The sequence below is a fragment of the Streptacidiphilus neutrinimicus genome, from assembly GCF_000787815.1.
GTDB lineage: Bacteria > Actinomycetota > Actinomycetes > Streptomycetales > Streptomycetaceae > Streptacidiphilus > Streptacidiphilus neutrinimicus.
Map to the genome: position 1 here is coordinate 1 of NZ_BBPO01000055.1, position 25743 is coordinate 25743.

The window sequence follows — 25743 nt, forward strand, 5'->3', positions numbered from 1 at the left end:
GGTGACCTTCGAACTGGTCAGTGCGGGAGAGCGAACGCCTCGCCGGGGCGGTAGGAGCGGAGTGCGACGCCTCCCGGGGCGTCCTGCGCCCGTACGAGGTGCACCCGGCCCAGGCCGGAGACGCGGGCTCGGCCGCCGTCCACCGTGAGCAGGGTGTCCTCGTCGATCGCCACGCCGTACGGAGCCGCGCCGAGCGAGACAGCCTCGATCAGGCGCGGCAGCGTGCCCCACTGGGCGGCGTGAACGTCGACGGCGAACGGTACGAGATCCAGGCCCGGCCGCACCTCGATCTCGTCCAGGTCCTCGCCCGTCTCCTCCGCGCAGACCTGGACGCCCCGGGAGCACCAGCCCCCGACCACTGCCGTGCGGGCGGCGACCGCGGCACCGGCGGAGAAGCCCGCGTAGGTCATCCCCCCGGTGCCGAGGCGAGAGTTCACCTCGGAAAGGACCGGCGCCAGCGCCTCCTGGTAGGCGGGGGTCAGCCCACCGCAGACCAGCAGCGCAGCGTGACCGTCCAACGAAGCCGGATCGAAGCGGCCGCCGAGCGGCACCAGGAGGGGAACCGGCCGGCACGGAGCCACCTTGCCCAGCGCGGCCTCGAAGCGCGCGAACTGTGCGGCGCCCTCGCCTTCGTCGACCAGCAGGCAGGCCACCACGGGCTCAGAACCTGCCGCCGCGAGGAAGGGCCCGTACACCAGAGGCGCCGCCTCGTCGTTCCAGCCGCCGCCGATCAGGTACGTGGTCACAGCTCTTCTCTCCTCGTCATCCGCACAGCCGACTCTCCGGCGCGGCTTGGGAACCTAGCAAGCCACCGACGGTGCGGGCGAGAGCATTTGTTCCACGCGGACCCCGCCCTGATCGCAAGTGGCACGGCGAGCGGGAGCGCAGGGGTGGCGCGCTACCTGATGACCGGAAGCACGGCGTCCTCGGTCCGCCCGGCCGCCGCCTCGATGAAGACGATCGGATCCACCACGTCCACCAGCCGCGTCGGCGTGCTCCACCCGGCCGGTTCCAGTGCGGTCCCGCGCTCCGCCCAGGAGCGCCACAACTCAGTCAGCAGCGCCGAGCTCGCATCGATGTGATCTCCCCTCACCACCTCCTTCGCATGCCACCCTACGAGGCCGCCGAGCGGAAACAGCCGCAGCAGGGCCCCGCGCTCCTGGGGAAGGTGGAGCGCGGGGCCCTGCGCCGGTGGCGGGGTCAGCCGGTGGGGGTGCGGTGGCGGTAGAACTCCGTGTGGTCCGGGTCGAGGGGGGTGTTGCCGAGGATGAGGTCCGCGGACTTCTCCGCGAGCATCATGACCGGGGCGTAGATGTTGCCGTTGGTCACGTACGGCATCGCCGAGGCGTCCACCACGTGCAGGCCCTCCAGGCCGTGCACCTGCATCGTGGACGGGTCGACGACGGACATCTCGTCCGTGCCCATCCTGCAGGTGCAGGAGGGGTGCAAGGCGGTCTCGCCGTCGCGGGCGACCCAGTCGAGGATCTGCTCGTCGGTCTCCACGGAGGGGCCGGGGGAGATCTCACCGTCGCTGAACGGGGCGAACGCGTCCTGGCCGAGGATCGAGCGGGTGATCCGGATGGCCTCCACCCACTCGCGCCGGTCCTGCTCCGTCGAGAGGTAGTTGAACCGCAGCGCCGGATGGACCTGCGGATCACGCGACTTGATCTTCACCGAGCCCCGCGCGTCCGAGTACATCGGGCCGATGTGCACCTGGTAGCCGTGCCCGCCGGCCGGTGCGGAGCCGTCGTAGCGGACGGCGATCGGGAGGAAGTGGAACATCAGGTTGGGGTAGTCCACCTCCTCGTTGCTGCGGACGAAGCCGCCGCCCTCGAAGTGGTTGGTCGCGCCGGGTCCGCTGCGCAGGAAGAGCCACTGTGCGCCGATGAAGGGCCGCCGCCACATCTTGAGCTGCGGCTGCACGGACACCGGCTGCTTGCAGGCGTGTTGGACGTAGACCTCCAGGTGGTCCTGGAGGTTCTCGCCGACGCCCGGCAGGTGGTGCACCGGCTCGATGCCCAGCGCGGCGAGCTCGTCCGCGTTGCCGACGCCCGAGAGCTGCAGCAGTTGCGGGGAGTTGATCGAGCCGCCGGACAGGATGACCTTCCCGGCCGCGACCTGCTGCGGCGCGCCGCCGTGCGGGGTGTACTCGACGCCGACGGCGCGCCTGCCCTCGAACAGGACCCGCGTCACGAGGGCCCGCGTCCGCACCTCGAGGTTGGGGCGGCTCTTGACGGGATGCAGGTAGGCGCGCGCCGCGCTCAGCCGCCGTCCGCGGCGCAGGTTGCGGTCGAACGGGGCGAAGCCCTCCTGCCGGTAGCCGTTGACGTCGTCCGTCAGCGGGTAGCCGGCCTGCTGCACCGCCTCGAAGAAGGCGCCGAACAGCGGGTTGGTGGCGGGCCCGCGCTCCATGGCGAGGGGGCCGTCGTGCCCGCGCCAGCCGGTGCCGGGGTCGGCGAGGCAGTTCTCCATCTTCCTGAAGTAGGGCAGGCAGTGGGCGTAGTCCCAGCTCTTCATACCGGGATCGGCGCCCCAGCGCTCGTAGTCGAGCGGGTTGCCGCGCTGGAAGATCATGCCGTTGATGCTGCTGGAGCCGCCCAGCACCTTGCCCCGGGCGTGGTAGATGCGCCGGCCGTGCATGAACGGCTCCGGCTCGGACTCGTACTTCCAGTCGTAGAAGCGGCTCCCGATGGGGAAGGTGAGCGCCGCGGGCATGTGGATGAAGACGTCCCAGGGATAGTCGGGACGACCCGCCTCCAGGACCAGCACCCGGTTGCCCGGATCGGCGCTCAGGCGGGCGGCGAGCGCGCAACCAGCCGATCCTCCACCGACGATGACGAAGTCGTAGTTCTGCAGGGTCATGGGGTTCCTGCCGTATCTCTCGGCAACCGGGTAACCGTGACGTCGACGGCGAGTTTCACCAAATGAAACGCAATCCGTATGGCGCAACAGTCTCCGGCTGCTCCGACGGAGCGTCAAGAGAGCTCGTCACGGAACAATCTCCCCCCCGGGGTGTTGTGGGTTACGCAACAGCGTGCGTAATCTGAAACAAGTTCGCCGCCTCCGCATGTCAGCCTCCGCAGGTCACACGTCAGGGAGGAACCCGCCGATGCCCGACCAACTGCCGGAGCACCCCGACTGGCTGTGGCGCACACCCGATCCGAAGCCGTCCTACGACGTGGTCGTGGTCGGCGCCGGCGGCCACGGCCTGGCCACCGCCTACTACCTGGCCCGCAACCACGGCATCAGCAACGTCGCCGTGCTGGAGCGCGGTTGGCTGGCCGGCGGGAACATGGCCCGGAACACCACGATCATCCGCTCCAACTACCTGTGCGAAGAGAGCGCCGCGATCTACGAGCACGCCCTGAAGCTCTGGGAGGGCCTGCCGGAGGAGCTGGAGTACGACTTCCTCTTCAGCCAGCGCGGCGTGCTCAACCTCGCCCACACGCTCCAGGACGTACGCGAGGGGACGCGCCGGGTGGGGGCCAACCGGCTCGGCGGCGTCGACGCCGAGTGGCTCGACCCGGACGAGGTCCGCGCCTTCTGCCCCATCGTCAACACCTCGCCCGACGTGCGCTACCCCGTGCTCGGCGCGACGCTGCAGCCCCGTGCCGGGATCGCCAAGCACGACCACGTCGCCTGGGCGCTGGCCCGCAAGGCGGACGAGCACGGCGTCGACCTGATCCAGAACTGCGAGGTCACCGGCTTCGTCCGGGACGGCGGCGGCCGGGTCGTCGGCGTCGAGACCACGCGCGGCCGGATCGGCGCGGGCCGCGTCGCCCTCGCCGCCGCCGGACACACCAGCACCCTCACCGACCTGCTCGGCCTGCGCCTGCCGATCCAGAGCCACCCGCTCCAGGCGCTCGTCTCCGAGCTGCTGGAGCCCGTGCACCCGACCGTCGTCATGTCCAACCACGTGCACGTCTACGTGAGCCAGGCGCACAAGGGCGAGCTGGTCATGGGCGCGGGCATCGACTCCTACAACGGCTACGGCCAGCGCGGCTCGTTCCACCAGATCGAGCACCAGATGGCCGCCGCGCTCGAGCTGTTCCCGATCTTCGCCCGGGCCCACGTGCTGCGGACCTGGGGCGGCATCGTCGACGTCACCCCGGACGCCTCTCCGATCATCGGGCTGACGCCGGTCGAGAACCTGTACCTCAACTGCGGTTGGGGCACCGGCGGTTTCAAGGCGACGCCCGCCTCCGGCTGGGTCTACGCCGACACCATCGCCCACGGGCGGCCCCACCAGCTGGCCGCGCCCTTCGCGCTGGAGCGGTTCGCCACCGGCGCACTCATCGACGAGCACGGCGCCGCCGCCGTGGCGCACTGACGGCTTCCGGGAGGACGCATGCTGCTCATCGCCTGCCCCTGGTGCGGGGAGCGCGACGAGACCGAGTACCACTACGGCGGACAGGCCCACGTCGCCCACCCCGCCGACCCCCACGCCCTGAGCGACGCCGAGTGGGGCGCCTACCTCTTCGTCCGCGACAACCCCAAGGGCGAGTTCGCGGAACGCTGGATGCACGCCGCCGGCTGCCGCCGCTGGTTCAACGTGGTCCGGCACACCGTCACGCACGACATCTCGGCCGTCTACCCGGCCGGGCAGCCGCGGCCCGTGCCCCCGTCCGACGAGCACAGCGAGGTGACCGCATGAGCAACCGTCCGGGCAACCGTCTGGCCGCGGGCGGCCGGGTGGACCGCTCCGCGCCGCTGCGCTTCACCTTCGACGGCGTCGAGTACACCGGACTGCGCGGGGACACCCTCGCCTCCGCGCTGCTCGCGAACGGCGTCCTCGCCGTCGGCCCGAGCCTGTACCGGGAGCGTCCGCGCGGGATCGTCACCGCCGGGGTCGACGACCCGCACGCGCTCGTCCAACTGGAGCGCCCGTGCTCCGATCCGATGCAGCTCGCCACCACCGTCGAGCTCTCCGACGGGCTGGCCGCGACCGGCCTTCAGGGCCGCGGACGGCTCGACGACGCGCCTGACGAGACCAGGTACGACAAGACCTACCTGCACACCGACGTGCTCGTGGTCGGCGCGGGCCCGGCAGGGCTCGCCGCCGCCCTCGCGGCCGGGCGCTCCGGCGCGCGGGTCGTCCTCGTCGACGACCAGCCCGAACCCGGCGGCGCGCTGCTCTCCGGCCGGGAGCGGATCGACGGGCGGCCCGCCCTCGCCTGGGTGGCCGAGGCGCGCGCCGAGCTGGAGGCGCAGCCGGAGACGCGGCTGCTGACCCGGGCCACCGCGATCGGCCACCACGACCAGAACTACGTGCTGGTCGCCGAGCGCCGCCCCGACCGGCCGGGAGGCGGCGGACGGCTGTGGCACTTCCGTGCCCGCCAGGTCGTGCTGGCCACCGGCGCGCACGAGCGCCCCCTGGTCTTCGCGGGCAACGACCGGCCCGGCGTCATGTCGGCCGCCGCGGTCCGCAGCTACCTGAACCGCTACGCGGTCCTTACCGGGCGGCGCGCGGTGGTGTTCACCACCGGCGACAGCGCCTACGCCACCGCGCTGGAGCTGGCCGCGGCCGGCGCGGAGGTCCCGGCGCTGGTGGACACGCGCCCCGAGCCGCCCGCCGCCCTCGTCAAGGCCGCGCGGGCCGCCGGGATCGAGGTGCTGGCCGGAGCCGCCGTGGTCGGCACCGAGGGCGGGGCACGGCTGACCGGCGTGCGGATCTCGGCGCTCACGGCGGAGGAACAACTGACCGGCCCCGTGCGCGAGGTGGCCTGCGACCTGCTCGCCGTCTCGGGCGGCTGGAGTCCGGCGGTCCACCTGTGGAGCATGGCCCGCGGCACCGTCCGCTACGACGCGACACTCGCGGCCTTCGTCCCGGACCGGGCGGCCCAGGAGGTCCGCGCCTGCGGCTCCGGCCGCGGCCGTCACGACCTCGCGGGCTGTCTCACCGAGGGGTTCACCGCCGGGGCCGAGGCGGCGACGGCCGCCGGGTTCCCCTTCGCCGCCCCCATCGCGCCGCCGTGCGAGGGCGACACGCCGCCCGCGCCGCCGCGCCCCGTCTGGCTCGTCCCCGGCGAGGAGGGCGACCCGTCGACCTGGCGCGACCACTTCGTCGACGCCCAGCGCGACGCGACCGTCGCCGACGTGCACCGGGCGGTCCGGGCAGGGATGCGCTCCGTCGAGCACATCAAGCGGTACACCACCATCGGCACCGCCCATGACCAGGGCAAGTCCTGCGGTGTGGCGGCGATCGGCGTGATCGCCCGGCTGCTCGGGGCGCGCTCGCCCGGCGAGGTCGGCACCACCACGTTCCGCGGGCCCTACGTCCCGGTCTCCTTCGCGCTGCTCGCCGGACGCGAGCGCGGGCCGCTGTTCGACCCGGTGCGCACGACCGCCGTCCACCCCTGGCACGTGCGGCGCGGCGCGGTGTTCGAGAACGTCGGCCAGTGGCACCGTCCGCGCTACTACCCGCGCCCCGGCGAGGACATGGACGCCGCCGTGCTGCGCGAGTGCCGGGCGGCCCGCGAGGCCGTGGCCGTGATGGACGCCTCCACCCTCGGCAAGATCGATGTGATCGGCCCCGACGCCGCCGTGTTCCTCGACCGGCTCTACACCAACGGCTTCGCCAAGCTGCCGGTGGGCTCCGCCCGCTACGGCGTCATGTGCCGGGCCGACGGCATGGTCTTCGACGACGGCGTCACCGTGCGGCTCGCGCCCGACCACTACTACCTCACCACGACCACCGGCAACGCGGCGGCCGTCCTGGACTGGATGGAGGAGTGGCTCCAGACCGAGTGGCCCGAACTTCGGGTGCGCTGCACCTCCGTCACCGAGCAGTGGTCCACGGCCGCCGTCGTCGGCCCCCGCTCCCGCGAGGTGGTCGCCGCCCTCGCCCCCGGGCTGGACGTCTCCAACGACGCCTTCCCCTTCATGACGGTCCGGGACGCCGTGCTGGCGAACGGCGTCCCGGCCAGGATCTGCCGGATCTCCTTCTCCGGCGAGCTGGCCTACGAGATCAACGTGTCGTCCTGGTACGGGCTCGCGGTCTGGGAGGCCGTGCTCGCCTACGGCGCGCACGCCGGGATCACCCCCTACGGCACCGAGACCATGCACGTGCTGCGCGCCGAGAAGGGCTACCCGATCGTCGGCCAGGACACCGACGGCACGGTCACCCCGCAGGACCTCGGCATGACGTGGGTCGTCGCCCGGCACAAGGACTTCGTCGGCAAGCGCTCCTTCGCCCGCGCGGACACCTCCCGCGCCGACCGCAGGCACCTGGTCGGGCTGCTGCCGGTCGACGGCGGTGAACTGCTGCCGGAGGGAGCCCAGTTGGTGGCCCCCGGCGCCGACCTCACGGCGGTTCCCGTGGACTCGCTCGGCCACGTGACCTCCAGCTACCGAAGCGCCGCCCTCGACCGCACCTTCGCCCTCGCGCTGGTGCGCGGCGGCCGGGACCGCATCGGCGAGACGGTGCTGGCCCCACTCCCGGACGGCCGCACGGTCGCGGCCACCGTCACCGAACCCGTCCTCTTCGACCCGAAGGGAGGCCGCCGTGACGGTTGACGGCTTCGCCCTCGCCCACCTGCGGCGCAGCCCGCTCGGCCACCTCGCCGACCGGTTGGCGGCCGCGGAGGCCACCGGCCCGGGCGGGGTGCGGCTGCGGGAGATCCCCTTCCTCGCCCAGTTGAACCTCCGACTCGATCCCGCCGGCCCCGCGGCCGCCCGCGCCGCCGAGGCCCTGGGCGCGCCGCTGCCCACCCTCGCCGGCTCGGTGGTGGCGACGGCAGACCTGCGGGTGCTCTGGCTCGGGCCGGACGAGTGGCTCGTCGTCGGCGCGGACGGCGCGGCCCCCACGATCGAGCACGCGCTGCGTCGAGCGCTCGGCGACGAGCCGGGCTCCGTCGTCGACGTCTCCGCCAACCGGACCACCCTGGAGCTCTCCGGCCCCTCGGCCCGCTCGGTGCTGGAACAGGGCTGCTCCCTGGATCTCCACCCGCGCGCCTTCGGTCCGGGCCGCTGCGCCCAGACGACGGTCGCCAAGGTCCAGCTGGTCCTCGACCAGATCGACGCCGAACCCAGCTACCGCCTCCTCGTGCGCGGCTCCTTCGCCCAGTACCTCGCCGACTGGCTGCTCGACGCGACGGGGGAGTGAAGGACCCTCAGACGGCCTGGGGATAGTCGAAGAAGCGCGTCGGGTCGTACTGGTGCTTGGCACGGACCAGGCGGGGGTAGTTGGCGCCGTAGTAGGCCGAGCGCCAGTCCTTCAACTCGGGGTCGGGGAAGTTCTGGTAGGACTGCGCGGGCGGCGCGGCCGGGAAGAGCGCGGCGTAGAACTCGTCCAGCCACCGAAGGTTGGCGTGGACGGTGGCCGGGTGGTCGTGGTCCGCCCAGGAGGTCTCGGCGGCGAGGACGAAGACGCCGTCGCGGTGGACGAACGCGGTCGCGCCCGGCGGGACCTCGTTGATCTCGCCGCCGAGTCCGAACATGGCGAACCCGGCGCCGTCGTCGTTGCCGCTGCCCGGCCAGGCGAGCAGGCGCTCCGCCGCCGCCGCGACCTGCCGCTCGGAGAGAAGCTCCCGCCGGCCGAGGATCGCCGACTTGGCCGCGAACTTGTCCACCGGCGTGGTGGCGCTGAGGAGTCCGGCCGCCTCCGCCGGGGTGACCTCGCGGATGGCCGCACGGTTGCGGGCGCGTTCCTCCGGCGTGCCGATGGCCAGCAGCGGGGCGAGGATGCTCTCCAACTCCGCGACCGTGCCGTAGTGCTGTCCGATCACGTTGACGTTGGCGTTGCGGGCGATCTCCTGCCAGGTCCGGCCCTTGGTGCCGATGCCCAGGCGGCAGTGGAACCGCTTGTCGTCCGCGGTCTCCAGGCCGGTCCGCTGCATGGCCGCCATCACCGGCAGGACCGAGTCCAGGCTCCAACGCATTTGGTAGAAGCCGACGTTGCCGTGGAACTGCTCGTACCGGAAGGTGAACGAGGTGTGCACGCCGAAGTTGTTGCCCGCCCCGCCGCGGCAAGCCCAGAACAGCTCGGGCTCGCTGTGGTCGTCGGCCGTGACCACCCGGCCGTCGGCCAGCACTACGGTGGTGGAGACGAGCCGGTCGCAGGTCAGCCCGAACATCTTGTCGCTGAACCCGATGCCGCCGCCCAGCACCAGACCGGCCACGCCGACGGAGGGGCAGCGGCCCGTCGGTACGAACATGCCCTGGTTCTCCAGCAGCGGGTGCAGGTCGCCGTTGGTGACGCCGGCCCCGACGGTGACCGTGCCCGCCTCGTGAACGACCTCGATCGGCCCGTAGCGGCGGGTGCGGGCGGTGCTCGGACGGGGGTGGGCGGTGATGGTCTTCATCCGGCTCATGTTGAGCAGCAGCCCGGTGGTCGTGGAGTAGCCCGCGTAGTTGTGGCCGAGCCCGGAGCGCGGCACCGCGGGCAGCCCGACCTCGCGGGCCCAGCGGATCGCCGCGCTCACGTCGCGCGTGGTCGCGCAGGCGACGATCCCCTGCGGGCGGATCCCGGCATACCGGTGGTTGAAGGGGAGCGCCAGCGGCGGATACGCCGGGTCGTGCGGCCGGTACAGGGAGGCGCCCGGGGAGAGGGCGGCGGCCAGCCGTCGCCACGCGTGATCGGGCACCTGCTCGACGAGCCCCGGCGCGGCGGCGACCGCGGCGGGGAGCCCGCCCAGGGCCGCCGAGCCCACCGCGCCCGCCGTGCCGAGGGTCCCCACGGCAGCCGCCCGCAACACGTCCCGCCTGTCGATCACTGTGGCCGCCTTCCGTACCGCTCGGAGACCCCGACGCCTCCGGCATCCACTTCAGACCGTGTACGGACAAACGGCCGCGTGTCCACGCGCCGCACGGCCTCACCTGCGAAAGTTCACCCGCGCGCCCCCGCGTCCGCCCCGCCTCCGCCCGGGCTCTGCCCTCGGCGAATCTGCGGCGGGCAGAGAAGCGGTCCTCCGAGGGCAGGGCGGGTCAAGAGTGGAGAGGACGGCATTCCCGCCTCGACCAGGAGACCTGATGACTCCACCCACCACGCTCCCGTTCCCGCCGCGCGCGGAGCAGGGCGACACTCCGCCCAGCCGGTTCGACGACCACCTCGCGGCGCAGCTGCTGGACCAGCGGATCATCGTGCTCGGCACGCAGGTCGACGACGTGTCCGTGAACCGTGTGTGCGCGCAGTTGCTGCTGCTGTCCGCGGAGGACGCGCGGACCGACATCAGCCTGTACATCAACAGTCCCGGCGGGTCGGTGACCGCGGGTCTGGCCATCTACGACACCATGCGGCTCATCCCGAACGACGTCTCGACGCTGGCGATGGGGTTCGCGGCCAGCATGGGCCAGTTCCTGCTGACCGTGGGGGCGTCCGGCAAGCGCTTCGCACTGCCGAACGCGCGGATCATGATGCACCAGCCCTCGGCGGGCATCGGCGGCACCGCCTCGGACATCGAGATCCAGGCGGAGAACCTCCAGTTCACCAAGAAGGCCATCGAGCGGATCACCGCCGAGCACACCGGGCAGAGCGAGGAGACGATCGCGCGGGACGGCGACCGGGACCGCTGGTTCACAGCCGAGCAGGCCAGGGAGTACGGGATCGTGGACCAGGTGGTGGAGTCGCTCGCCGACATCCGTCCGGCCGCCTCGCGTCCGAGGATGGGGTTGTGACATGGGGTCGTACACGGTTCCCTACGTCGTCGAGCGCACCGCGCAGGGCGAGCGCTCCTTCGACGTGTTCAGCCGACTGCTGAACGAGCGCATCATCTTCCTCGGCACCGAGATCGACGACGGCGTGGCCAACGTCGTCATCGCGCAGCTCCTGCACCTGGAGTCGGCGAACCCGGAGCGCGAGATCTCGATCTACCTCAACTCGCCCGGCGGATCGTTCACCTCGCTGATGGCCATCTACGACACCATGACCTTCGTCCAGGCGCCGATCTCCACGTTCTGCGTGGGCCAGGCGGCGTCGACGGCGGCGGTGCTGCTGGCCGGCGGGGATCCCGGTCGGCGGTTCATGCTCCAGCACGCCCGGGTGCTGCTCGGCCAGCCGGCCAGCGGCGGGCGGCAGGGGACGGTCTCCGACCTCAGCCTCGCCGCCAAGGAGATGGTCCGCATCCGCTCGCAGGTCGAGGAGGTCCTGTCCCGGCACACCCACCACGACGTGGCGACGCTGCGGGCGGACATGGACCGCGACAAGGTGTTCACCGCGGAGGAGGCCGTCGGCTACGGGCTCGCCGACGAGGTGCTGAACCGGCGGCTCGCCTTCGCCTGACCGCGCGTTCGTCCGACCCGAGCGGGCGCGGCCTGGTCGCGGCCGCGTCGGAGCGGCCTCCAGCGACGGCCGGTCCGACGGCCGGCGGGTCCGACGGTCGGTTTGGAGCAGCCGGTACGGTCAGGCGGCCAGACAGAGACCGCCGTGCCGAGTCGTGGACGCCGTCGGCGCCGTGCGGCCGCGGCCGACCAGGCCGGCCCGGCTGCCGGCGTGCCGGACCAGGCCGTCCTGGGCGAGCGAGAGCAGATCCCCGAGCCCGAGACCCAGGGCGCGGGCGGCCGCAGCGAGCACCTCGGAGGAGGCCTCCTTGCGTCCGCGCTCCAGCTCCGACAGGTACGGCACCGAGATCCGCGCCGCGTCCGCGACGTCCTTCAACGTGCGCTCCTGGGCGCGCCGCTCGCGCCGCAGCGCGTCGCCGACGAGATCCCGCCACAGGGGCTCCCTCGGGGCCGGGGTCCGCTGGGGGCCCGTCGGCCGTTGCGAGGCGCGGGGCGCCTCGCGGGAGCCGGCCTCGCGGGAGCCGGGCGGGGAGGTCTGCGGGCGCAGGGGGATGACGCGGCGTTCGTTCGGCGCAGGCATGCTCACTCCTTCAGCGTAGGCAGCCGCGGCGCCAGGGGAAGGGAGCGGCGTTCTGCCCTGGGTGAAGTCGCCTCGCCGAACCGGAGAAGCCGCCGGTCAACGTGCGAAAACCCTCCGTCTCTCGCGTCCCGGGACGCATTACGCGTCTCTTACACCCCCTTGCGTACCGGCGACCGCGGGCCCTCGCGGCGGCAGTCTGTTCCCCACCCGAGCGGATTGGAGCAGACATGCCGGGCATGCGACTCACAGCAAGCAGGGCTCGTTCCGGGCGGCGCAGGCGCCGTCTCGTGTTGGGTCTGCCGTTAGCGCTGGCGGTGGTCGTCGGCGGAGGCCTGGCCTTCGCCGACGTCACCCCGACGACCCCTCCGGTCACTGGCGCGGCGGCCGCGCCGACGAACTGGGGCGCGGTCCCCAGCCAGCCGGCCACGAACGCCTCGACGATGATGAGCGGCAACGTCATCGCGGCGAACATATCCCTGTCCACCATCAAGCTGAGCAGCGCGTTCAGTTATCTCTCCCCGGGCGGCGACGGGATGCCCCAGTGGACGCGGACCGTCACCGCCGTCGCCCCCGATGGCAGGCTGGAGGTGGCCTGGCAGGCGGCGAACGCCGTCCACGTCACCCCCGTCGACCAGTGGCTGCGCCGCACCGGACCGGACGCCGTGATCACCGGCGCCCACGAGATCGGCGGCCTGGTCGCCTTCAACGACGGCTTCGCGCTGCTCACCCGCTTCGCGGACCACAACCGCTGGGGCGAGACCGCCGCCGAGCTGATCCGGGTGCGCAACGGCCATGTCGCCTTCGCCGTCAAGCTGACCGGCGCCGCCAGCCACGACACCTCCCCGATGCTCGACGGCCAGCTCAGCTGGAACGGCAGCCGCTACGCCGCCGTCTTCACCGTGCACGGGGCCGGCGGCTCCGAGAACGGCCGGTGGGGCGACAAGATGGTCTACGTCAGCGACTCCGGGCGGATGCTCTCCGGCGGTCGCGCGTGGGGGTGTCGGGGTGACGCCGGGCGCACCCTCGGCTGGTCGGGCTCGTCGGCGGCGTACAACTGCTACGACGACATGACCGCCGCCGGTTCGGCGCTGACCACCGGAGACGACATGGTGCAGGCAGGAAACGGGAGTTGGGTGACCGCCCTGTCCTCGCTCGGGCCGGTCTCCACTCGGAAGAACGCCCTCACCTGGAAGATCGCCCCGCGCTGGAGCACTCCCCAGGCCGTGCTGTTCTTCGTCAACTCCAACTCCCACAGCGCGCGTTCGGTCATCCTGACCAGCACGCGGGGAACGACGAACGTCAACGTCCATGTGGCCCCCTACGGGAGGACGGCCCTGCTGGTCAGTTGGGAGTCGTTCCTGCACGGCGCCTTCACCGGCACGCACTTCCGGCTGATCGACCTGAACGGCCGGTTCCTCACCCCGGACCTCGTGCTGAACATCCACATCTCCGGCACCATCACCGTGCTGGCCAACGGGGACCTGGTCTGGGCCTTCGTCCGGCAGACCCCCGTCTACGGCCACCGCATGCACAGTTGGCCGACCGTCACCTCGCTGTTCCTGGCCCGTCTGCACGTGAGCCTCACCGTGACCGGCTCGCCCTCCCCGATGCCCACCCCCACGATGACACCCACCCCGACCACGACGCCCATGCCCACCACCATGCCGCCGACCTCCGCGCCCAGCGTCCCCGCAGCGCCGAGCACGGTCGCGGGCACGCACTTCTGACCATCCCGCCCGACAGCGGCCCCCGTACCCCCGCGGGGGCCGCCCCCCTTGATGACGGCCGGTCAGCAGGCTTTTTCCGCAGTCCAAGTGGTCGCGTGGGATCGATTACCGATTCCTAACGTGAGGGCTCCGGAACGGGGTGACCCGTGGTTGGTCTGCGAGGCTCGGCGCCGGGGGGAACGCATACGGCACACAAGGCTCTGGCGCCACACCGGTCACAGGAGCCATGTGGATCGCGGCCCACAGTCGTTGGGCCGGATTGGAGTTGAGTCGCACATGCGCCATTCGGACAAGCCCCGACACTCACGCTTCACGCCGGACCGACGGCGACGACGCCCCGGCAGGAAGCTCAGCTGGATCGCTCTGCTGGTCGGGCTGCCACTGGTCGCCGGCGGTCTGGCCACCGCGCTGGCGGCGAACAACCAGCAGGCGGCCGCGCCGGCGGCGGCGGTCAACCCCAACTGCACGCTGGTCGTCCCGCCGAACCCGCTCAGCGCCAAGGGCCTGGCCACCCCGTACCAGCTGGTGGCCACTGACGCGGCCGCGGGCCCCTGCAACGAGGCCAACGCCAACCAGTCCGCGTTCGTCGAGGCCGCGATCGCCGCCCCGGGCGGACAGGTGACCCTGTACGACCCGCTGGTGATCGACCAGGGCACCCAGCCCGCCGCGCCGACCACGCCCGCCACCGTCCCCGCGGGGTCGACGGTCGGGATCTGGTTCGGCTTCAACGGAACCAACCTGACCCTGAAGAACACGGCCGGCACCAACGCGTTGGGCCAGGGACGGTGTGTGAACGGAGCGGGTGCCTCGATCTTCGGCCAGTTCGCCTACTGCAACGCCCCCGCGTTCTTCCGCAACGCGAACCGGCAGATAGCGGCCAACCAGCTGCAGGTCCCGGCGGTCGGCACCGCCAAGGACGGCCTGCCCTGTCCGACCACCCGCGACTTCTCCGTGGTGGACCAGGACCAGAGCGACAACGTGGTCACCCACTACCTGGCCACCGCGAACGGCCAGACCGCGCAGAACAACGCCGCCAGCAAGGCCGCGCTGCAGAACCAGCAGTTGGTGGACCTGGCCAACGGCAGCGACAACCTGCTGCTGAACCAGTTCGTCGACCCGACCCTGGGCTGCACCCCCTTCACCCGGCCCGACCAGTCCAGCGACGGCATGGCCTCCGGCGCCCTGCCCCTGGACGAGCTCTCCGCGGCGGCGAACCAGCAGGCCCCGATCGCGCTGGTCCCGCTGACCGACCCGATGACGCTGAACAACAAGAAGGGCAGCAACACCAAGACCAACCTCTACCGCGCCGGCGTCGACATGAGGACGACCGCTGCGGGCGACAACGGCAACGGCGCCACCTACTGCCAGAACTTCTTCGGCAGCGCGATGGGGATCCAACGCGTCTTCAAGGACCAGGCCATCTTCATGAACGGGCCCTCGGTCGACGCGGCCATGGCCAACAACCTCTTCACCTTCCTGGCCATGCGCGCCAACCAGTCCTTCACCAACCTCAACTGCGGCGGTCTGCTCAACGTGGCCAACCCGATCACGCTGACCACGGACGGCAACGGCGTGGTGATCAACGCGACGTTCACCCCGCTCGGCCAGGCGCCGGCCGCACCCGCGCCCGGCGCGGCGACCCCGACCGCGACGCCCACGGCGACCTGCACCGCCGCTTCCCCGACCACGATGGGCGGCATGTCGGCTTCTCCGAGTGCGATGGGCGGCATGTCGGCCTCTCCGAGCGCGATGGGCGGGATGTCCGCTTCCCCGACCACGACGGGCGGCATGACCGTTTCCCCCACCACGACGGGCGGCACGTCGGCCGCTCCGAGCGCCATGGGCGGTATGACCGTCTCCCCGAGCGCGATGGGCGGTGCGACCGCCTCTCCGAGCGCGTCCGCGTCCTCCCCGGCGGCGGCCTGCGCCTCGCCGATGCCCGTCGCGACCAACACCGCCGCGAACGGCTCGCCCATCCCCACCGCGTCCGCCACCACGGGCGGGCGGCACCATCACCACATGAGGTGGTGACCTGGGCGGGGCCGCCCCGCACGGCGGCCCCGCCGTCCCGCGTGCGGGCGTCCAGGAGACGCCCGCACGCCGGGCATACCCTACGGCTCGACCGTGTACGGGTGGGAGGGGCGGCCCGCGTCGAGCGGCGTGAACCAGTCCGCGACGTCCGGGATGTCGTCCATGGCCGGAGCGGAGGGCCACGCATGGCCGATCTCGTCGCAGAGGCTGTCGCGCACGGCGTCGAGCGCTTCGTGAACGCCGCGGTGCAGGAGTCCGTGGAGGTCGAGGGTGGCCTCGGCGGTCTCCAGCAGGAGGCGAAGCAGGAGCTCCTCGGCGACGCAGCCGAGCCGGGCGAATCCGGGGCGGCAGAGCCGGTCGGTGAGCGTGACGGCGGCGACCAGGAGCCTGCGGGCGAACAGCGGGGTGTAAAGGTGGGCGAACCCCCACGGGAGACCTTCGAGTTGGAGTAGCCCGTCGGTGCACTCCGCCGCGCTGGGGCTTCCGTCGAGGGCGGCGACGTCCTCGAAGAGCTCGTCGATGAGGACGTCGATGCTGTAGACCAGCGCGCCCGCGGCCAGCTCGGCCTCGGCGGTCGCCGGCCCGAAGGACGCGAGGGCGACTCCGGCCAACCGGGGCGCGAGCGCGGAGATCGCGGCACGCATGTCCTCCTCGTGCGCCTCGACGTCCGTCACCCCGGAGGCAGCACCAGCCCCGGCGTCGGCCCCCGCCCCGGTCCCGGTGCCGCCTGGGGCGCGATGGGCGCGGGCGCGGGCGCGGGCCTCCGGCTTCGCGGCGGCGGCGTCCGGGCTGCCGGCCGAGCGAAAGCTCTCCTCTGCCAGGTCGAGGTGGAGTTCGACCTCGCACCGGTCGACGGTCCACTGCGCGAGCAACTCGGTGTGCCGCAGGACCTCGCCCATCACCGCCTCGACCGCTGCCTCGGCGTCCTCCAGCCTGGGCGCGTCGACGAAGACCCTCAGCAGCGCCCCGTCCGGGTGGACGCCGATGAAGTGGTCGGTGATCTCGACGACCTGCCCGGTCTCGTCCTCGATCGACTCGACCGCGTCGAGCCCCTCCCGCAGGAGGTGGACGACGCCCGCCCGCTGGAGCGGGTCGAGCGCGGGGGAGTCCTCGGGCTGGCTGGTGTCCACGGTGACCGCGTAGCTCATGCCTCCAGGCTGCCCCGGAGACACCCCTGATAAGAGGAGAGTCGCTTGCCGCAATAGGTCGGCGAGCTATATATGTAAGTGACATGAGTATGCTCGGGGGGCCTGCCGCCCCGTCCGTCCTGCGGCCCGGCGCGACCGGGGCCGGCGCGACCGGGGCCGGCGTACAGGCGGCACCAGACGGAATCCCCACACGAGCCCGGACGCCGCTGACCGCCCTGCCGTGGGCGCTGACCGCGCTGTTCGCGGTGCTGTACACCGTGGTCTCGGTCCGCCGGAACGACCGGATGCTCAGCATGGGGTACGACCTCGGCATCTTCGAGCAGGCCGTCAAGGCCTACGCCCACCTCCGTGCGCCCGTCGTGCCGTTGAAGGGGCCCGGCTACAACCTGCTCGGCGACCACTTCCACCCCGTCCTGATGCTGCTGGCGCCGGCCTACCGGCTCCTCCCCACGCCGGTCACCCTGCTGGTCGCGCAGGCCCTGCTCATGGCCCTGGCCGTCCTGCCGCTCGCCCGCTGGGCGCTGGCCCAACACGGCCCGAGGGCGGCCGTGTTGGTGGGGTGCGCGGTCGGCAGCTCGTGGGGGATCGTGAAGGCGGTCTCCTTCGACTTCCACGAGATCGCGTTCGCCGTCCCGCTGCTGGCGTTCACGGTCGAGGCCCTCGGCCGCAGGCGCTGGCACGCGGCGCTGTGGTGGAGCCTGCCGCTGGTGCTGGTGAAGGAGGACCTGGGCCTGACCGTCGCGGCGGTCGGCGTGTACGTCGCCTGGTACGGACGCCGTCCCCGCCTCGGACTGCCGCTCGCGGGCTTCGGGCTGTCGGCCACCGCCCTGGAAGTCCTGGTGGTGATCCCGTCGTTCAACCCGCACGGCGCCTTCGACTACCTGCCGCAGCTCTCCGCCTCGGGCGCGGGCCCGGCGCACCTGGCGACGCACCTGCTGTGGCCGCCGCTCAAGTGGCTCACACTGCTGATGCTCGTCGCGCCCACCGGGTTCCTCTGCCTACGTGCCCCGCTGCTGTGGCTCACCGTTCCGACGCTGCTGTGGCGCTTCGCCTCCGACAACCCGAACTACTGGGGCGTCAGCTACCACTACAGCGCGGTCCTCATGCCGGTCGTCTTCGCCGCGATGCTGCAGCGGACGCCGCACGTCACCCCACGACTGCTGCGGGCGGGACGGCGCGGCGTCGCCGCCTTCGCCTGCCTGATGATCCCGGTCTACCCGCTGCACGAGGTGATGATGCCCGAGGTCTGGCAGACCTCGGCCCACGTCCGCACGGCCGGGCAGGTCCTGGCGCTCATACCCGACGGCGCGACCGTCGCCGCCTCCGACCACCTCGCCGCCCAGCTCGTCAGCCGCACCACCGTCAGCCTCTACTGCGCCGCCCCCACCGCCGCCGGGCCCCAGTGGGTCGTCGTCGACCGCACCGACCCCACCGTCAAGGCCCCCTGCCCGGCGAACCGGACGCGGTACTGGCTCGACACCTACCGACGCGACGGCTATCGGGTCCGCGCCGACCGCGACAGCGTGATCCTCCTCGAACGGGGTGAACGCCGGCGCGCGCCGGTGAACGTCGCCGCGCTCCGGCCGACGGCTACAGCCAGCCGCGCTGGGCCGCCTTGAGGCCGGCCTCGAAGCGGCTGCTGGCGCCCAGGCGTTCCATCAGGGCCGCCATCTGACGGCGGACCGTGCGCAGCCCGATGCCGAGGCGCTTGGCGGCGGCCTCGTCCGTCATGCCGGTGGCCAGGAGGGTCAGCAGTTCGCGCTCCGCGGCGGTCAGGCCGCTGCCCGTGTCACGGGTGGTCGCCGCGCCGAGCGGCACGGCCGTCGCCCAGGCCTGCTCGTAGACGGCGACGAGGGAGGCGACGATCCCCGGTTCGCGGGTGCACAGGGCACCGGCCTTGGTGTTCGTGGGATCGACGGGGACCACCGCGACCTCGCGGTCGAAGATGAGCATGCGCGGCGGCAGCAGGGGCGCGGTGCGGACCTCGCCGCCGTTGTCTGTCAGCCAGTGCGCGTAGGCGTGGGTGGCCAGGTCGTTGCGGACGCTGTCCTGGTAGAGCGTGAGGACGGTGACCCCGCGGCCGAGGGCGTCGGCGTCCAGCGGGCGCGAGGCGTCCAGGCTGGCCTGGGACTGGGCGCCGCCCGGCATCACCGACAGGCATTCGTCGCGCAGTTCCTTGGCGAGGAGCTCGAGCTTGGCCGCTATGGCGTCCAGGCCCACCAGGCGCTCCGCTCCGTTCACGGCCGTGTTGGGGGCGAGCGAGCCGAAGGCGGCGACGGCCTCGGCGGCCGCAGCCTTGCTCGCGGCGAGCTCCTGGGCCCTGCGCGCCAGCTCCGCCTCCTGCCGGCGGACCATCAGATCCAGGGCGATCTGCGGGCTGACGACCCGAAGCCCGCCCGGGGTGTCCCGGGACGGCCGCACGAAGGCGAGGTCGGCGAGATCGTCCAGGGCCGCGCGGACCGCCGCCTCGGGCAGCCGGGTCGCGGCGAGGAGCTCGGACAGGTCCGCCTGGGGGTGCTGGAGCAGCGCCCCGTACACCGCTTCGGCCACCGGTTCGAGGCCCAGGAAACCGAGCACCATGATTGCCGCACCCCCGTGCGCGTCGTCACGCCAGCGAACCAACTCGTGCAGGCGTGATCCTGTCAGTACCCGACCCGTCGCGCAACGGCCTCCCTGCGCGGGGCGGCCCCTGGCACCAAGGTGCCGGGCAGCTTGGTGCCAGGCGGACCCCGTTCCCGTGCCGACGACCCCGGTGGATGCTCTTCCCAGAACGCCGGACGGAAAGGGAATCCGGCGGCTGACTCATCACATCCGGAAAGCACGAGGTGCTTTCGCCAACGATTCGGGGGCCGTCATGTGGAAATTCGTTCGTGCCGCGGTGGTCGCCGTCCTGCTCGCCGCCGTCCCCGCAGGCGCGGCGGCAGCCACCGCCCCGACGACGGCCCTCGGCGACGGGATCGGCTGGGACCAGGCCCCCACGGCCACGGCGACGGTCTTCGCTCCGGCCGCGGCCGCCCAGGTCGCCCAGGCCGTGACGCCGAACCAGACGAACGGCATCGGCTGGGACTAGGAGGGACAAGAAGAGCCATGCACCTCGTGCACATCGTCCTCACCCACCCCGACCTGCCGCAGCCCAGCTCCGCGGACGCCGAGCGCGTCCTGGACATCCTGTGGGCGCACGTCGACCACCGGTCCGGCATCGAGCACATCCGGACCCGCCCGGGACCCGGGGCCGTCGACCTCGGCCTCTTCTTCAGCGGCGACGGAAGCCACGGCGCGTCGCACGCCGCGGCCGCGCTCGCGGGCCTGCTCGCCGCCCTCCCCGGGTGGGCCGCCACCGCTCCGCGCTGAACGCGGACCCGCGGAGGAATTCCGTTCGTCCCTGCCGGAGCAACGCACCGATGGGGCCGAACGGGCGAATTCGCGGCTCCTCCGGGGTGTTTCCCGAGTTCGAACGGGCGAGGTACGCAGTTGGCTGGCACCTGCAGACACCCCCAGAGACTGAGAGGCACCGCCATGACGCCCTCGACCCCTGTCGTCTTCATCCACGGGCTGTGGCTGCACAGCAGCTCGTGGCAGCCGTGGATCGACCTCTTCCGCGGCGAGGGCTACGACCCCTCGGCCCCGGGCTGGCCGGGCGACCCCGGCACGGTCGAGGAGGCCAGGAAGAATCCGGAGAGCATCGCCGACCACGGGATCGACGACGTGGTCGAGCACTACGCGGCGCTGATCGCCGAACTGCCGGCACCGCCGATCCTGGTCGGGCACTCCTTCGGCGGCATGATCGCCCAGAAGCTCCTCGGCCAGGACCGTGCCGCCGCTGCGGTCGCGATCGACGCGGCGCAGATCAAGGGGGACCTGCCGCTCCCGCTGTCCGCGCTCCGGTCCACCCTGCCGGTGTTCAAGAACCCCGCCAACCGGCACCGTTCCGTCTCGCTGACCGCGGAGCAGTTCCGCTTCGCGTTCGGCAACGCGATCTCGGAGGAGGAGTCCGCGGAGCTCTACGAGCGGTGGACCATCCCGGCTCCGGGCAAGCCGTTGTTCGAGGCCGCCGGAGCCAACTTCAACCCGCACTCGGCGGCCAAGGTCGACACGGAGAACTCCGGCCGCGGCCCGCTGCTGCTGATGTCCGGCGGGAAGGACCACACCGTCCCGGAGTCCGTCACCCGCGCCACCCTCAAGCAGTACCGCCACTCCGACGCCGTGACGGAGTTCATGACCTTCCCGACCCGCGGTCACTCGCTGATCATCGACAGCGGCTGGCGCGAGGTCGCGGACGCCGCGCTGACCTGGCTGCGGCAGCAGGACTTGGCGGCGGCGCGGTGACGGTCGCCCCGTTCGACCTGGGGCTCGCCGGGCAGACCGTCGTGGTCACCGGCGCGGGCCGCGGCATCGGACTGGCCGTCACCGCGGGTTTCCTGGCCGCGGGATGCCGGGTCGTGGCCGGGAGCAGGCAGCGGACCGAGGAGCTGGACCGGCTGGTCGAGCAGGGCGCCGACCTCACCGTGGTCGAGGTCGACCTCGCCACCGCCGAGGGTCCGGCCGCGCTCGTCGGAGCCGCGGTCGCCGCACACGGGCGTCTCGACGTGCTGGTCAACAACGTCGGCGCGGTCCGGCCGCGCGTCGACGGCTTCCTCGCCACCACCGACGCGGACTGGGAGTGGACCTTCGCGGTCAACTTCACCGCGGCCGTGCGCGCCACGCGCGCCGCGCTGCCCCACCTGATCGCCGCCGGCGACGGCCGGATCGTGACCGTCTCCTCTGTCAACGCCCGGCTGCCCGATCCCCTCGTCATCGACTACTGCGCCGCCAAGGCGGCGCTGTCGAACTTCTGCAAGGCGCTCTCCAAGCAGGTCGGACCCCAGGGCGTGCGCGTCAACTGCGTGAGCCCCGGCCCGGTGGAGACGGCGCTGTGGAACGGCGGCGACGGCATGGCCGAGACCCTCGGCAAGAGCCTCGGCGTCGATCCCGCCTCCGTCGCCGGGAACGTCGCGGCGCAGGCGGCCACGGGCCGGTTCACCACCCCGGCCGAGGTCGCCGACCTCGTGCTCTTCCTCGCCAGCCCGCGCTCGGGTAACACCACCGGCGCGGACTACCTGGTCGACGGGGGCATGATCGACGCGCTGTGAGACCGCAGCGCTGCGCTCACCAGGCGACGGGCAGCTCCTCGACGCCGTAGACGACAGTGTCCGTGCGGTACCGCAGCTGCTCGACCGGGACCGCGAGCCGCAGCCCCGGCAGCCGCCGGATCAGCGTCTCGAGCGCGATCTGCAGCTCCAGCCTGGCCAGCGGCTGGCCCAGGCACTGGTGGACGCCGAACCCGAAGGCGACGTGCCGCCTGGCGTCCCGCCCCACGTCCAGCTCGTCGGGCGAGGCGAAGACGGAGCCGTCCCGGTTGGCGGTGGAGAGCATGCAGACCACGCCCTCCCCGGCCTCGATGGTGGTGCCGCCGACCTCCGCGGTCTCGACCGCGACCCGGACCGTGCCGCTCTGGACGATGCTCAGGAAGCGCAGCAACTCCTCGACCGCGCCCTTGATCAGCGTCGGATCCTCGCGGAGCCTGGCCAGCTGGACGGGATCGCGCAGCAGCGCCAGCGTGGACAGGGCGGTCATGTTGGCCGTGGTCTCGTGCCCGGCGACGAGCAGCAGCAGGCTCATGCCGGCCACCTCCGCGCGGGTGAGATCCCCGCGCGCGACCAGCCGGCTGATGATCCGCTCGTCCGGCTCGTTGGCCTTGCGCTCCGCCAGCTCCTCGATGTAGCCGGAGAGTTCGTCGCGCGCCCGGCGGACCTGCTCGGCGGTGCTGTGGTTGCGCAGCAGGATCCGGCTGCGCTCCTGGAAGTAGTCGTGGTCCTCATAGGGCACGCCCAACAGCATGCAGATCACCAGCGAGGGCACCGGCAGGGCGAACTCGGCGACCAGGTCGGCCGGGGGGTGGTGCGCGGTCATCTCGTCGAGGAAGCCGTCGACGATCCGCTGGACCTCGGGCCGCAGCGCCTCCACCCGCTTGATGATGAAGTCTCCGGTCAGCATGCGCCGGAACCTGGCGTGCTCGGGGTCGTCCATCCGGATGAAGGACGGGTTCTCCACCGCCAGTTCCCGGCGTCCGTCGCTGAGGAAGGGGAATCCCGCGTTGCGCGCGTCGGCGCTGAACCGGCGGTCGCCCATGACGGCGCGGACGTCCTCGTGCCGGGTCACCAGCCAGGCGCGGGAACCGTCCCAGAGTGAGACGGGAGTGACCGGTCGCTGCTCCAGGGCCTCCTGGTACGCGGGCGGCGGCGCGAACGGGCAGCCGCCGCGGGCGGCCGGGAAGGTGATGGCGTCGATCGGCTCCACGGTGGTCACGAGTGGTTCTCCTCCACGCTTCCGCGGCCCGGCGGCCCGGATGGCGGGCGCCGCCGAGCCGCTCAGGACTCCTGTACGGAGATGGCCCGCCCCGGGCAGATCCCGGCCGCCGTGCGGACGGCGGACCGCAGTTCCGCCGGGGGCGACGGCTGGACCAGCAGGACGACCCCGTCGTCCTCGGACTGGTCGAACACCTCCGGGACGGCCGCCACGCACTGCCCCGAACTGCAGCAACGGTCCGGGTCGACACTGACACGCATGACGGGCCTCCCTGTAGATGGCATGACCATGCTTCCAACTACGCCGCCAACGTAGTCCACGTCCCGCCGTAGGTGTAGTACGCAACGGCATCCGGAGGCACAATGGCCGGAAACATTCCGTACCCGTCCCATCGTCGAGCCGAGGGAGCACCGGTGGTGGTCGCCGGTGCCGCCGCTGGGACGGCGCCCGTTCGAGCGTGCTTGAGGGCCCGTCGGTCTGCTGACGGGCCCTCAAGCACGCTCGAGACTAGGAGCAGCCGGCTACCGTGCTGGGGGTGCCGCAGTTGTCGGGCTGGTTGCCGACGACGGGACTGGCGGTCCGCGTCACCGTGCCGCTGGCGTTGAAGACGCCGCCGCCGTTCGCGCCCGCTCCCAGTGCCTGGTTCTTGGTCACCGGGGTGCGGGTGAGCATCGCCGAGCCGCCGCCCGTGTTGAAGATGCCGCCGCCGCGGGAGTTCTGGCCGTTGGCGGTGTTTCCGGCCACCAGGCCGTCGGTGATCTTCACTGAGCCGCCCGTGTTGAAGACGCCGCCGCCCTGCGCGTTGTTGCTTGCTCAGGGTCAGCGTGTCGAGAGTGAGGCTCCCGCTCGGCCCGTCGACCTCGAAGAAACGGAAACCGGCCGCGGTCGCGGCCCGGGTGATGGTGTCGTCGCATCCGTTGATCGTGACGCTGTTCTTGATGACCGGAAGTCCGTTGTCGCCCCCGTTGGGCGGTGCGGCGTCGGTCAGGGTGTACGTGCAGCGGGGCTTCAGGTCGACCACGCCGCCCACCGTGGCGACGGCGCCGATCGCGGCTTGGAGGTCGCTCTCGCTGCAGGTGGTCACCCGCACGATCAGGGCCCGGCTGGCGGCGTGGGCGGGTCTGTTCGCCTCGGCCGAGGGGGTGGGCTTGACCGGTGCCGTGACCGGCTGCGACCCCCCGAGTGGGTCCGGGGCCGGCGCGGCGTTGTGTGCGGCGGCGGGCACCGTGACGGCGCCGAGAGCGGCGAGGAGGCCGGTGAGAATGGGGGCGGTGCGCGAGATGCTCGGACGCATCGGGCTCCTTCGGGCGGATCGCGGGTGTGGTTTCCGTACGTGCTATCGGAGCACTGACGGCAATGATTGATGGCGGATCATTTGACAAGACGACGCCATGCCAGGCCCTGATCGAGATTCAGCCGCGTGCCCCCCGCGGGAATGGCCGAAAGTGACACACCGTGTACGCCTGCGGGAACCAGGGCTGTTCAGCTCCTGTCCCTGCAGGTGACCTTGTACGGACACCTTGCCTGGTGGCGGGCCCTACAGGGGGAGTTAACAAACCCAACAGTGTCCGACTACGCTCGGCCCTCGACTGCAAGGAGTGAATGTGGCCGTCACGCACACCAGCCCAGCCCTTGGCAACGGAGCCGCCTCCCGGAGATCACGGCTCGCCCCCGGGGCGGCGCTCACCGGCGGGCTGCCAGGACGGGTGCCGTGCGGCCGGGGCGGGAGGGGGTAGGCGTGCGGGAGAACAGCGAGTCGACCACGCGCGAGGCGCTGGCTGACTTCCTGCGGCGTCGACGTGACGCGTTGTCACCGACCGCCGTCGGGCTGGAGGCCGGTCGGCGGCGTCGGACGCCGGGCCTGCGGCGGGACGAGGTGGCGCGCCTGGCCAACATCTCGACGACCTACTACGAACGGCTGGAGCAGGGCCGCGGGCCGCAGCCCTCCACGGCCATACTCGCCGGGCTGGCCCGGGCGCTGCGGCTGGACGCGGACGAGCGCGGCTACCTGTTCCTGCTGGCCGGGCGTGCGGAGCGGGCGGTCGCCGGGCCCGATGGGGCGGTGGATCCGGAGTTGCTTTCGGTCATGCACGCCGTGACCGGGACGTCCCCCGCCTTCGTGGTGGACGACCTCGCCACGGTCGTGGCGCAGAACGCCCTGCACACCACGCTGTTCGGCCGGGTCGCCGGCCTGCCCGGCTGGGAGGGCAACATGCTGTGGTGCTGGTTCTGTTCGGGCCGCTGGCGGCGGTCGGTGCTCAACCCGGCGGAGCAGCAGGAGGCCATCGGCCGCAACTTCGTCGCCTACCTGCGCGTCATCGTGGCCGAGCGCGGCTACGACGCGGCCGCGTCGGCGCTGGTGGCCGATCTGTGCGCGGCGAGCGACGAGTTCTCGCGGGTGTGGGGCGACCATCAGATCTCCCGGGCGCCCGCTCCCGTCGTGAGCGTGCTGGACGAGCGCGTCGGCAGCCTGGACTTCGACTACGCACCCATGATGATGAGTTCGCGATCGCGGCAGCGGCTGTTCCTGCTGCAGGCGCTCCCGGGCACGCCCACCCAGCAGCGGCTGACCAGCCTCTCAAACGCGCCGGGCGCTCCCGTATCCACGTATGGATCGTGCGTGGCTGAGTCCGCCGATCGAACGTAGCGTTTGGCCTGGAAGCCGGACCAATCCGATCCGGTTCGATTTCGCCGA

At 72.3% G+C, this 25743-nt stretch carries 24 protein-coding genes; 14 read left to right on the forward strand and 10 right to left on the reverse strand.

Features of this window, described 5'->3' with window-relative positions; all coding sequences use genetic code 11:
• Window positions 1-17: 17 nt before the first annotated feature.
• The 3 genes from TR48_RS28070 to betA all read right to left on the reverse strand — a co-directional run bounded on the left by TR48_RS28070 (window position 18) and on the right by betA (window position 2862).
• Complete coding sequence (locus TR48_RS28070) at window positions 18-746, reverse strand: type 1 glutamine amidotransferase family protein (RefSeq protein ID WP_042372460.1); 729 nt, start codon at window positions 744-746, stop codon at window positions 18-20.
• A 152-nt stretch (window positions 747-898) separates the two neighbouring features.
• The gene (locus TR48_RS28075) at window positions 899-1093 is read right to left on the reverse strand and encodes a hypothetical protein (RefSeq protein ID WP_042372461.1); all 195 of its coding nucleotides are present in this window, start codon (window positions 1091-1093) and stop codon (window positions 899-901) included.
• Window positions 1094-1200: 107 nt separating this feature from the next.
• The gene (betA, locus tag TR48_RS28080; protein ID WP_042372462.1) at window positions 1201-2862 is read right to left on the reverse strand and encodes a choline dehydrogenase; all 1662 of its coding nucleotides are present in this window, start codon (window positions 2860-2862) and stop codon (window positions 1201-1203) included.
• Between the two features lie 247 nt (window positions 2863-3109).
• On the opposite strand from betA, the gene TR48_RS28085 reads away from it, so the two are divergent.
• From TR48_RS28085 to TR48_RS28100, 4 genes are read left to right on the forward strand one after another with little or no spacing between them, the layout of a single operon-like run.
• Window positions 3110-4330, forward strand: coding sequence for a sarcosine oxidase subunit beta family protein (locus TR48_RS28085; protein ID WP_042372465.1), 1221 nt, complete (start codon window positions 3110-3112; stop codon window positions 4328-4330).
• Window positions 4331-4348: 18 nt separating this feature from the next.
• Window positions 4349-4654, forward strand: a complete 306-nt coding sequence (locus TR48_RS28090; RefSeq protein ID WP_042372467.1) for a sarcosine oxidase subunit delta — start codon at window positions 4349-4351, stop codon at window positions 4652-4654.
• Window positions 4651-7515: a 2Fe-2S iron-sulfur cluster-binding protein gene (locus tag TR48_RS28095; protein ID WP_042372468.1), complete on the forward strand. Its 2865-nt coding sequence runs from the start codon at window positions 4651-4653 to the stop codon at window positions 7513-7515. The genes TR48_RS28090 and TR48_RS28095 overlap by 4 nt, the downstream gene beginning before the upstream one ends.
• Entirely contained in the window at window positions 7505-8104 is a 600-nt protein-coding gene (locus TR48_RS28100; protein WP_042372470.1) for a sarcosine oxidase subunit gamma, read from the forward strand. Before TR48_RS28095 ends, TR48_RS28100 begins: the two co-directional genes overlap by 11 nt.
• A 7-nt stretch (window positions 8105-8111) precedes the next feature.
• Here TR48_RS28100 and TR48_RS28105 read toward each other — a convergent pair whose 3' ends face one another.
• On the reverse strand, window positions 8112-9713 hold the full coding sequence (locus TR48_RS28105; protein ID WP_084729829.1) for an FAD-binding oxidoreductase: 1602 nt from the start codon (window positions 9711-9713) through the stop codon (window positions 8112-8114).
• 256 nt (window positions 9714-9969) lie between these two features.
• Between TR48_RS28105 and TR48_RS28110 the strand changes: the two genes are divergently transcribed.
• Window positions 9970-10614: an ATP-dependent Clp protease proteolytic subunit gene (locus tag TR48_RS28110; RefSeq protein WP_042372472.1), complete on the forward strand. Its 645-nt coding sequence runs from the start codon at window positions 9970-9972 to the stop codon at window positions 10612-10614.
• Between the two features lies 1 nt (window position 10615).
• The gene (locus TR48_RS28115) at window positions 10616-11218 is read left to right on the forward strand and encodes a ClpP family protease (protein ID WP_042372473.1); all 603 of its coding nucleotides are present in this window, start codon (window positions 10616-10618) and stop codon (window positions 11216-11218) included.
• Between the two features lie 120 nt (window positions 11219-11338).
• Here the strand turns inward: TR48_RS28115 and TR48_RS28120 are convergent, their stop codons facing one another.
• Window positions 11339-11803, reverse strand: coding sequence for a helix-turn-helix domain-containing protein (locus TR48_RS28120; RefSeq protein ID WP_042372476.1), 465 nt, complete (start codon window positions 11801-11803; stop codon window positions 11339-11341).
• 281 nt (window positions 11804-12084) lie between these two features.
• Between TR48_RS28120 and TR48_RS28125 the strand changes: the two genes are divergently transcribed.
• Window positions 12085-13524 (forward strand): hypothetical protein, encoded by a 1440-nt coding sequence (locus tag TR48_RS28125; protein ID WP_152628222.1) that lies wholly within the window; start codon window positions 12085-12087, stop codon window positions 13522-13524.
• 276 nt (window positions 13525-13800) lie between these two features.
• Window positions 13801-15555, forward strand: coding sequence for a hypothetical protein (locus TR48_RS44770; RefSeq protein ID WP_063771081.1), 1755 nt, complete (start codon window positions 13801-13803; stop codon window positions 15553-15555).
• An 80-nt stretch (window positions 15556-15635) separates the two neighbouring features.
• Here TR48_RS44770 and TR48_RS28135 read toward each other — a convergent pair whose 3' ends face one another.
• Window positions 15636-16703, reverse strand: coding sequence for a hypothetical protein (locus TR48_RS28135; protein WP_042372478.1), 1068 nt, complete (start codon window positions 16701-16703; stop codon window positions 15636-15638).
• An 83-nt stretch (window positions 16704-16786) separates the two neighbouring features.
• Here TR48_RS28135 and TR48_RS28140 point away from each other — a divergent pair, with 83 nt between their 5' ends.
• A complete protein-coding gene (locus TR48_RS28140; protein ID WP_236652364.1) occupies window positions 16787-18322 on the forward strand; it encodes a DUF2079 domain-containing protein in 1536 nt (511 codons plus the stop codon).
• On the opposite strand, the gene TR48_RS28145 is transcribed toward TR48_RS28140, so the two are convergent.
• Window positions 18294-19283 (reverse strand): helix-turn-helix transcriptional regulator, encoded by a 990-nt coding sequence (locus tag TR48_RS28145; protein ID WP_369405620.1) that lies wholly within the window; start codon window positions 19281-19283, stop codon window positions 18294-18296. The two genes, TR48_RS28140 and TR48_RS28145, sit on opposite strands and share 29 nt — an antisense overlap.
• Before the next feature lie 274 nt (window positions 19284-19557).
• On the opposite strand from TR48_RS28145, the gene TR48_RS28150 reads away from it, so the two are divergent.
• The 4 genes from TR48_RS28150 (at window position 19558) to TR48_RS28165 (ending at window position 21832) form a co-directional block, all read left to right on the forward strand.
• Window positions 19558-19773, forward strand: coding sequence for a hypothetical protein (locus TR48_RS28150; RefSeq protein ID WP_152628223.1), 216 nt, complete (start codon window positions 19558-19560; stop codon window positions 19771-19773).
• 17 nt (window positions 19774-19790) lie between these two features.
• Window positions 19791-20054 (forward strand): hypothetical protein, encoded by a 264-nt coding sequence (locus TR48_RS28155; RefSeq protein WP_042372482.1) that lies wholly within the window; start codon window positions 19791-19793, stop codon window positions 20052-20054.
• A 165-nt stretch (window positions 20055-20219) separates the two neighbouring features.
• Window positions 20220-21029: an alpha/beta hydrolase gene (locus TR48_RS28160; protein WP_042372484.1), complete on the forward strand. Its 810-nt coding sequence runs from the start codon at window positions 20220-20222 to the stop codon at window positions 21027-21029.
• Window positions 21026-21832, forward strand: coding sequence for an SDR family NAD(P)-dependent oxidoreductase (locus tag TR48_RS28165; RefSeq protein WP_042372486.1), 807 nt, complete (start codon window positions 21026-21028; stop codon window positions 21830-21832). The genes TR48_RS28160 and TR48_RS28165 overlap by 4 nt, the downstream gene beginning before the upstream one ends.
• 16 nt (window positions 21833-21848) lie before the next feature.
• On the opposite strand, the gene TR48_RS28170 is transcribed toward TR48_RS28165, so the two are convergent.
• The 3 genes from TR48_RS28170 to TR48_RS28180 form a co-directional block, all read right to left on the reverse strand.
• Window positions 21849-23048 carry a cytochrome P450 gene (locus TR48_RS28170; protein ID WP_042372488.1) on the reverse strand — a complete coding sequence of 400 codons (1200 nt, stop codon included), beginning with the start codon at window positions 23046-23048 and terminating at the stop codon, window positions 21849-21851.
• A 62-nt stretch (window positions 23049-23110) separates the two neighbouring features.
• Window positions 23111-23308 carry a ferredoxin gene (locus tag TR48_RS28175; protein ID WP_042372490.1) on the reverse strand — a complete coding sequence of 66 codons (198 nt, stop codon included), beginning with the start codon at window positions 23306-23308 and terminating at the stop codon, window positions 23111-23113.
• A 247-nt stretch (window positions 23309-23555) separates the two neighbouring features.
• A complete protein-coding gene (locus TR48_RS28180; protein WP_052443124.1) occupies window positions 23556-23813 on the reverse strand; it encodes a hypothetical protein in 258 nt (85 codons plus the stop codon).
• 973 nt (window positions 23814-24786) lie between these two features.
• On the opposite strand from TR48_RS28180, the gene TR48_RS28190 reads away from it, so the two are divergent.
• Complete coding sequence (locus TR48_RS28190; RefSeq protein ID WP_052443125.1) at window positions 24787-25695, forward strand: helix-turn-helix transcriptional regulator; 909 nt, start codon at window positions 24787-24789, stop codon at window positions 25693-25695.
• Window positions 25696-25743 lie beyond the last annotated feature (48 nt).

Coding starts and splice junctions, on each gene's coding strand:
- TR48_RS28160 (WP_042372484.1), top strand. CDS start 20,220: ATGACGCCCTCGACCCCTGTCGTCTTCATCCACGGGCTGTGGCTGCAC.
- betA (WP_042372462.1), bottom strand. CDS start 2,862: ATGACCCTGCAGAACTACGACTTCGTCATCGTCGGTGGAGGATCGGCT.
- TR48_RS28150 (WP_152628223.1), top strand. CDS start 19,558: ATGTGGAAATTCGTTCGTGCCGCGGTGGTCGCCGTCCTGCTCGCCGCC.
- TR48_RS28085 (WP_042372465.1), top strand. CDS start 3,110: ATGCCCGACCAACTGCCGGAGCACCCCGACTGGCTGTGGCGCACACCC.
- TR48_RS28155 (WP_042372482.1), top strand. CDS start 19,791: ATGCACCTCGTGCACATCGTCCTCACCCACCCCGACCTGCCGCAGCCC.
- TR48_RS28115 (WP_042372473.1), top strand. CDS start 10,616: ATGGGGTCGTACACGGTTCCCTACGTCGTCGAGCGCACCGCGCAGGGC.
- TR48_RS28095 (WP_042372468.1), top strand. CDS start 4,651: ATGAGCAACCGTCCGGGCAACCGTCTGGCCGCGGGCGGCCGGGTGGAC.
- TR48_RS28110 (WP_042372472.1), top strand. CDS start 9,970: ATGACTCCACCCACCACGCTCCCGTTCCCGCCGCGCGCGGAGCAGGGC.
- TR48_RS28175 (WP_042372490.1), bottom strand. CDS start 23,308: ATGCGTGTCAGTGTCGACCCGGACCGTTGCTGCAGTTCGGGGCAGTGC.
- TR48_RS28135 (WP_042372478.1), bottom strand. CDS start 16,703: ATGAGCTACGCGGTCACCGTGGACACCAGCCAGCCCGAGGACTCCCCC.
- TR48_RS28145 (WP_369405620.1), bottom strand. CDS start 19,283: ATGGTGCTCGGTTTCCTGGGCCTCGAACCGGTGGCCGAAGCGGTGTAC.
- TR48_RS44770 (WP_063771081.1), top strand. CDS start 13,801: ATGCGCCATTCGGACAAGCCCCGACACTCACGCTTCACGCCGGACCGA.
- TR48_RS28090 (WP_042372467.1), top strand. CDS start 4,349: ATGCTGCTCATCGCCTGCCCCTGGTGCGGGGAGCGCGACGAGACCGAG.
- TR48_RS28140 (WP_236652364.1), top strand. CDS start 16,787: ATGAGTATGCTCGGGGGGCCTGCCGCCCCGTCCGTCCTGCGGCCCGGC.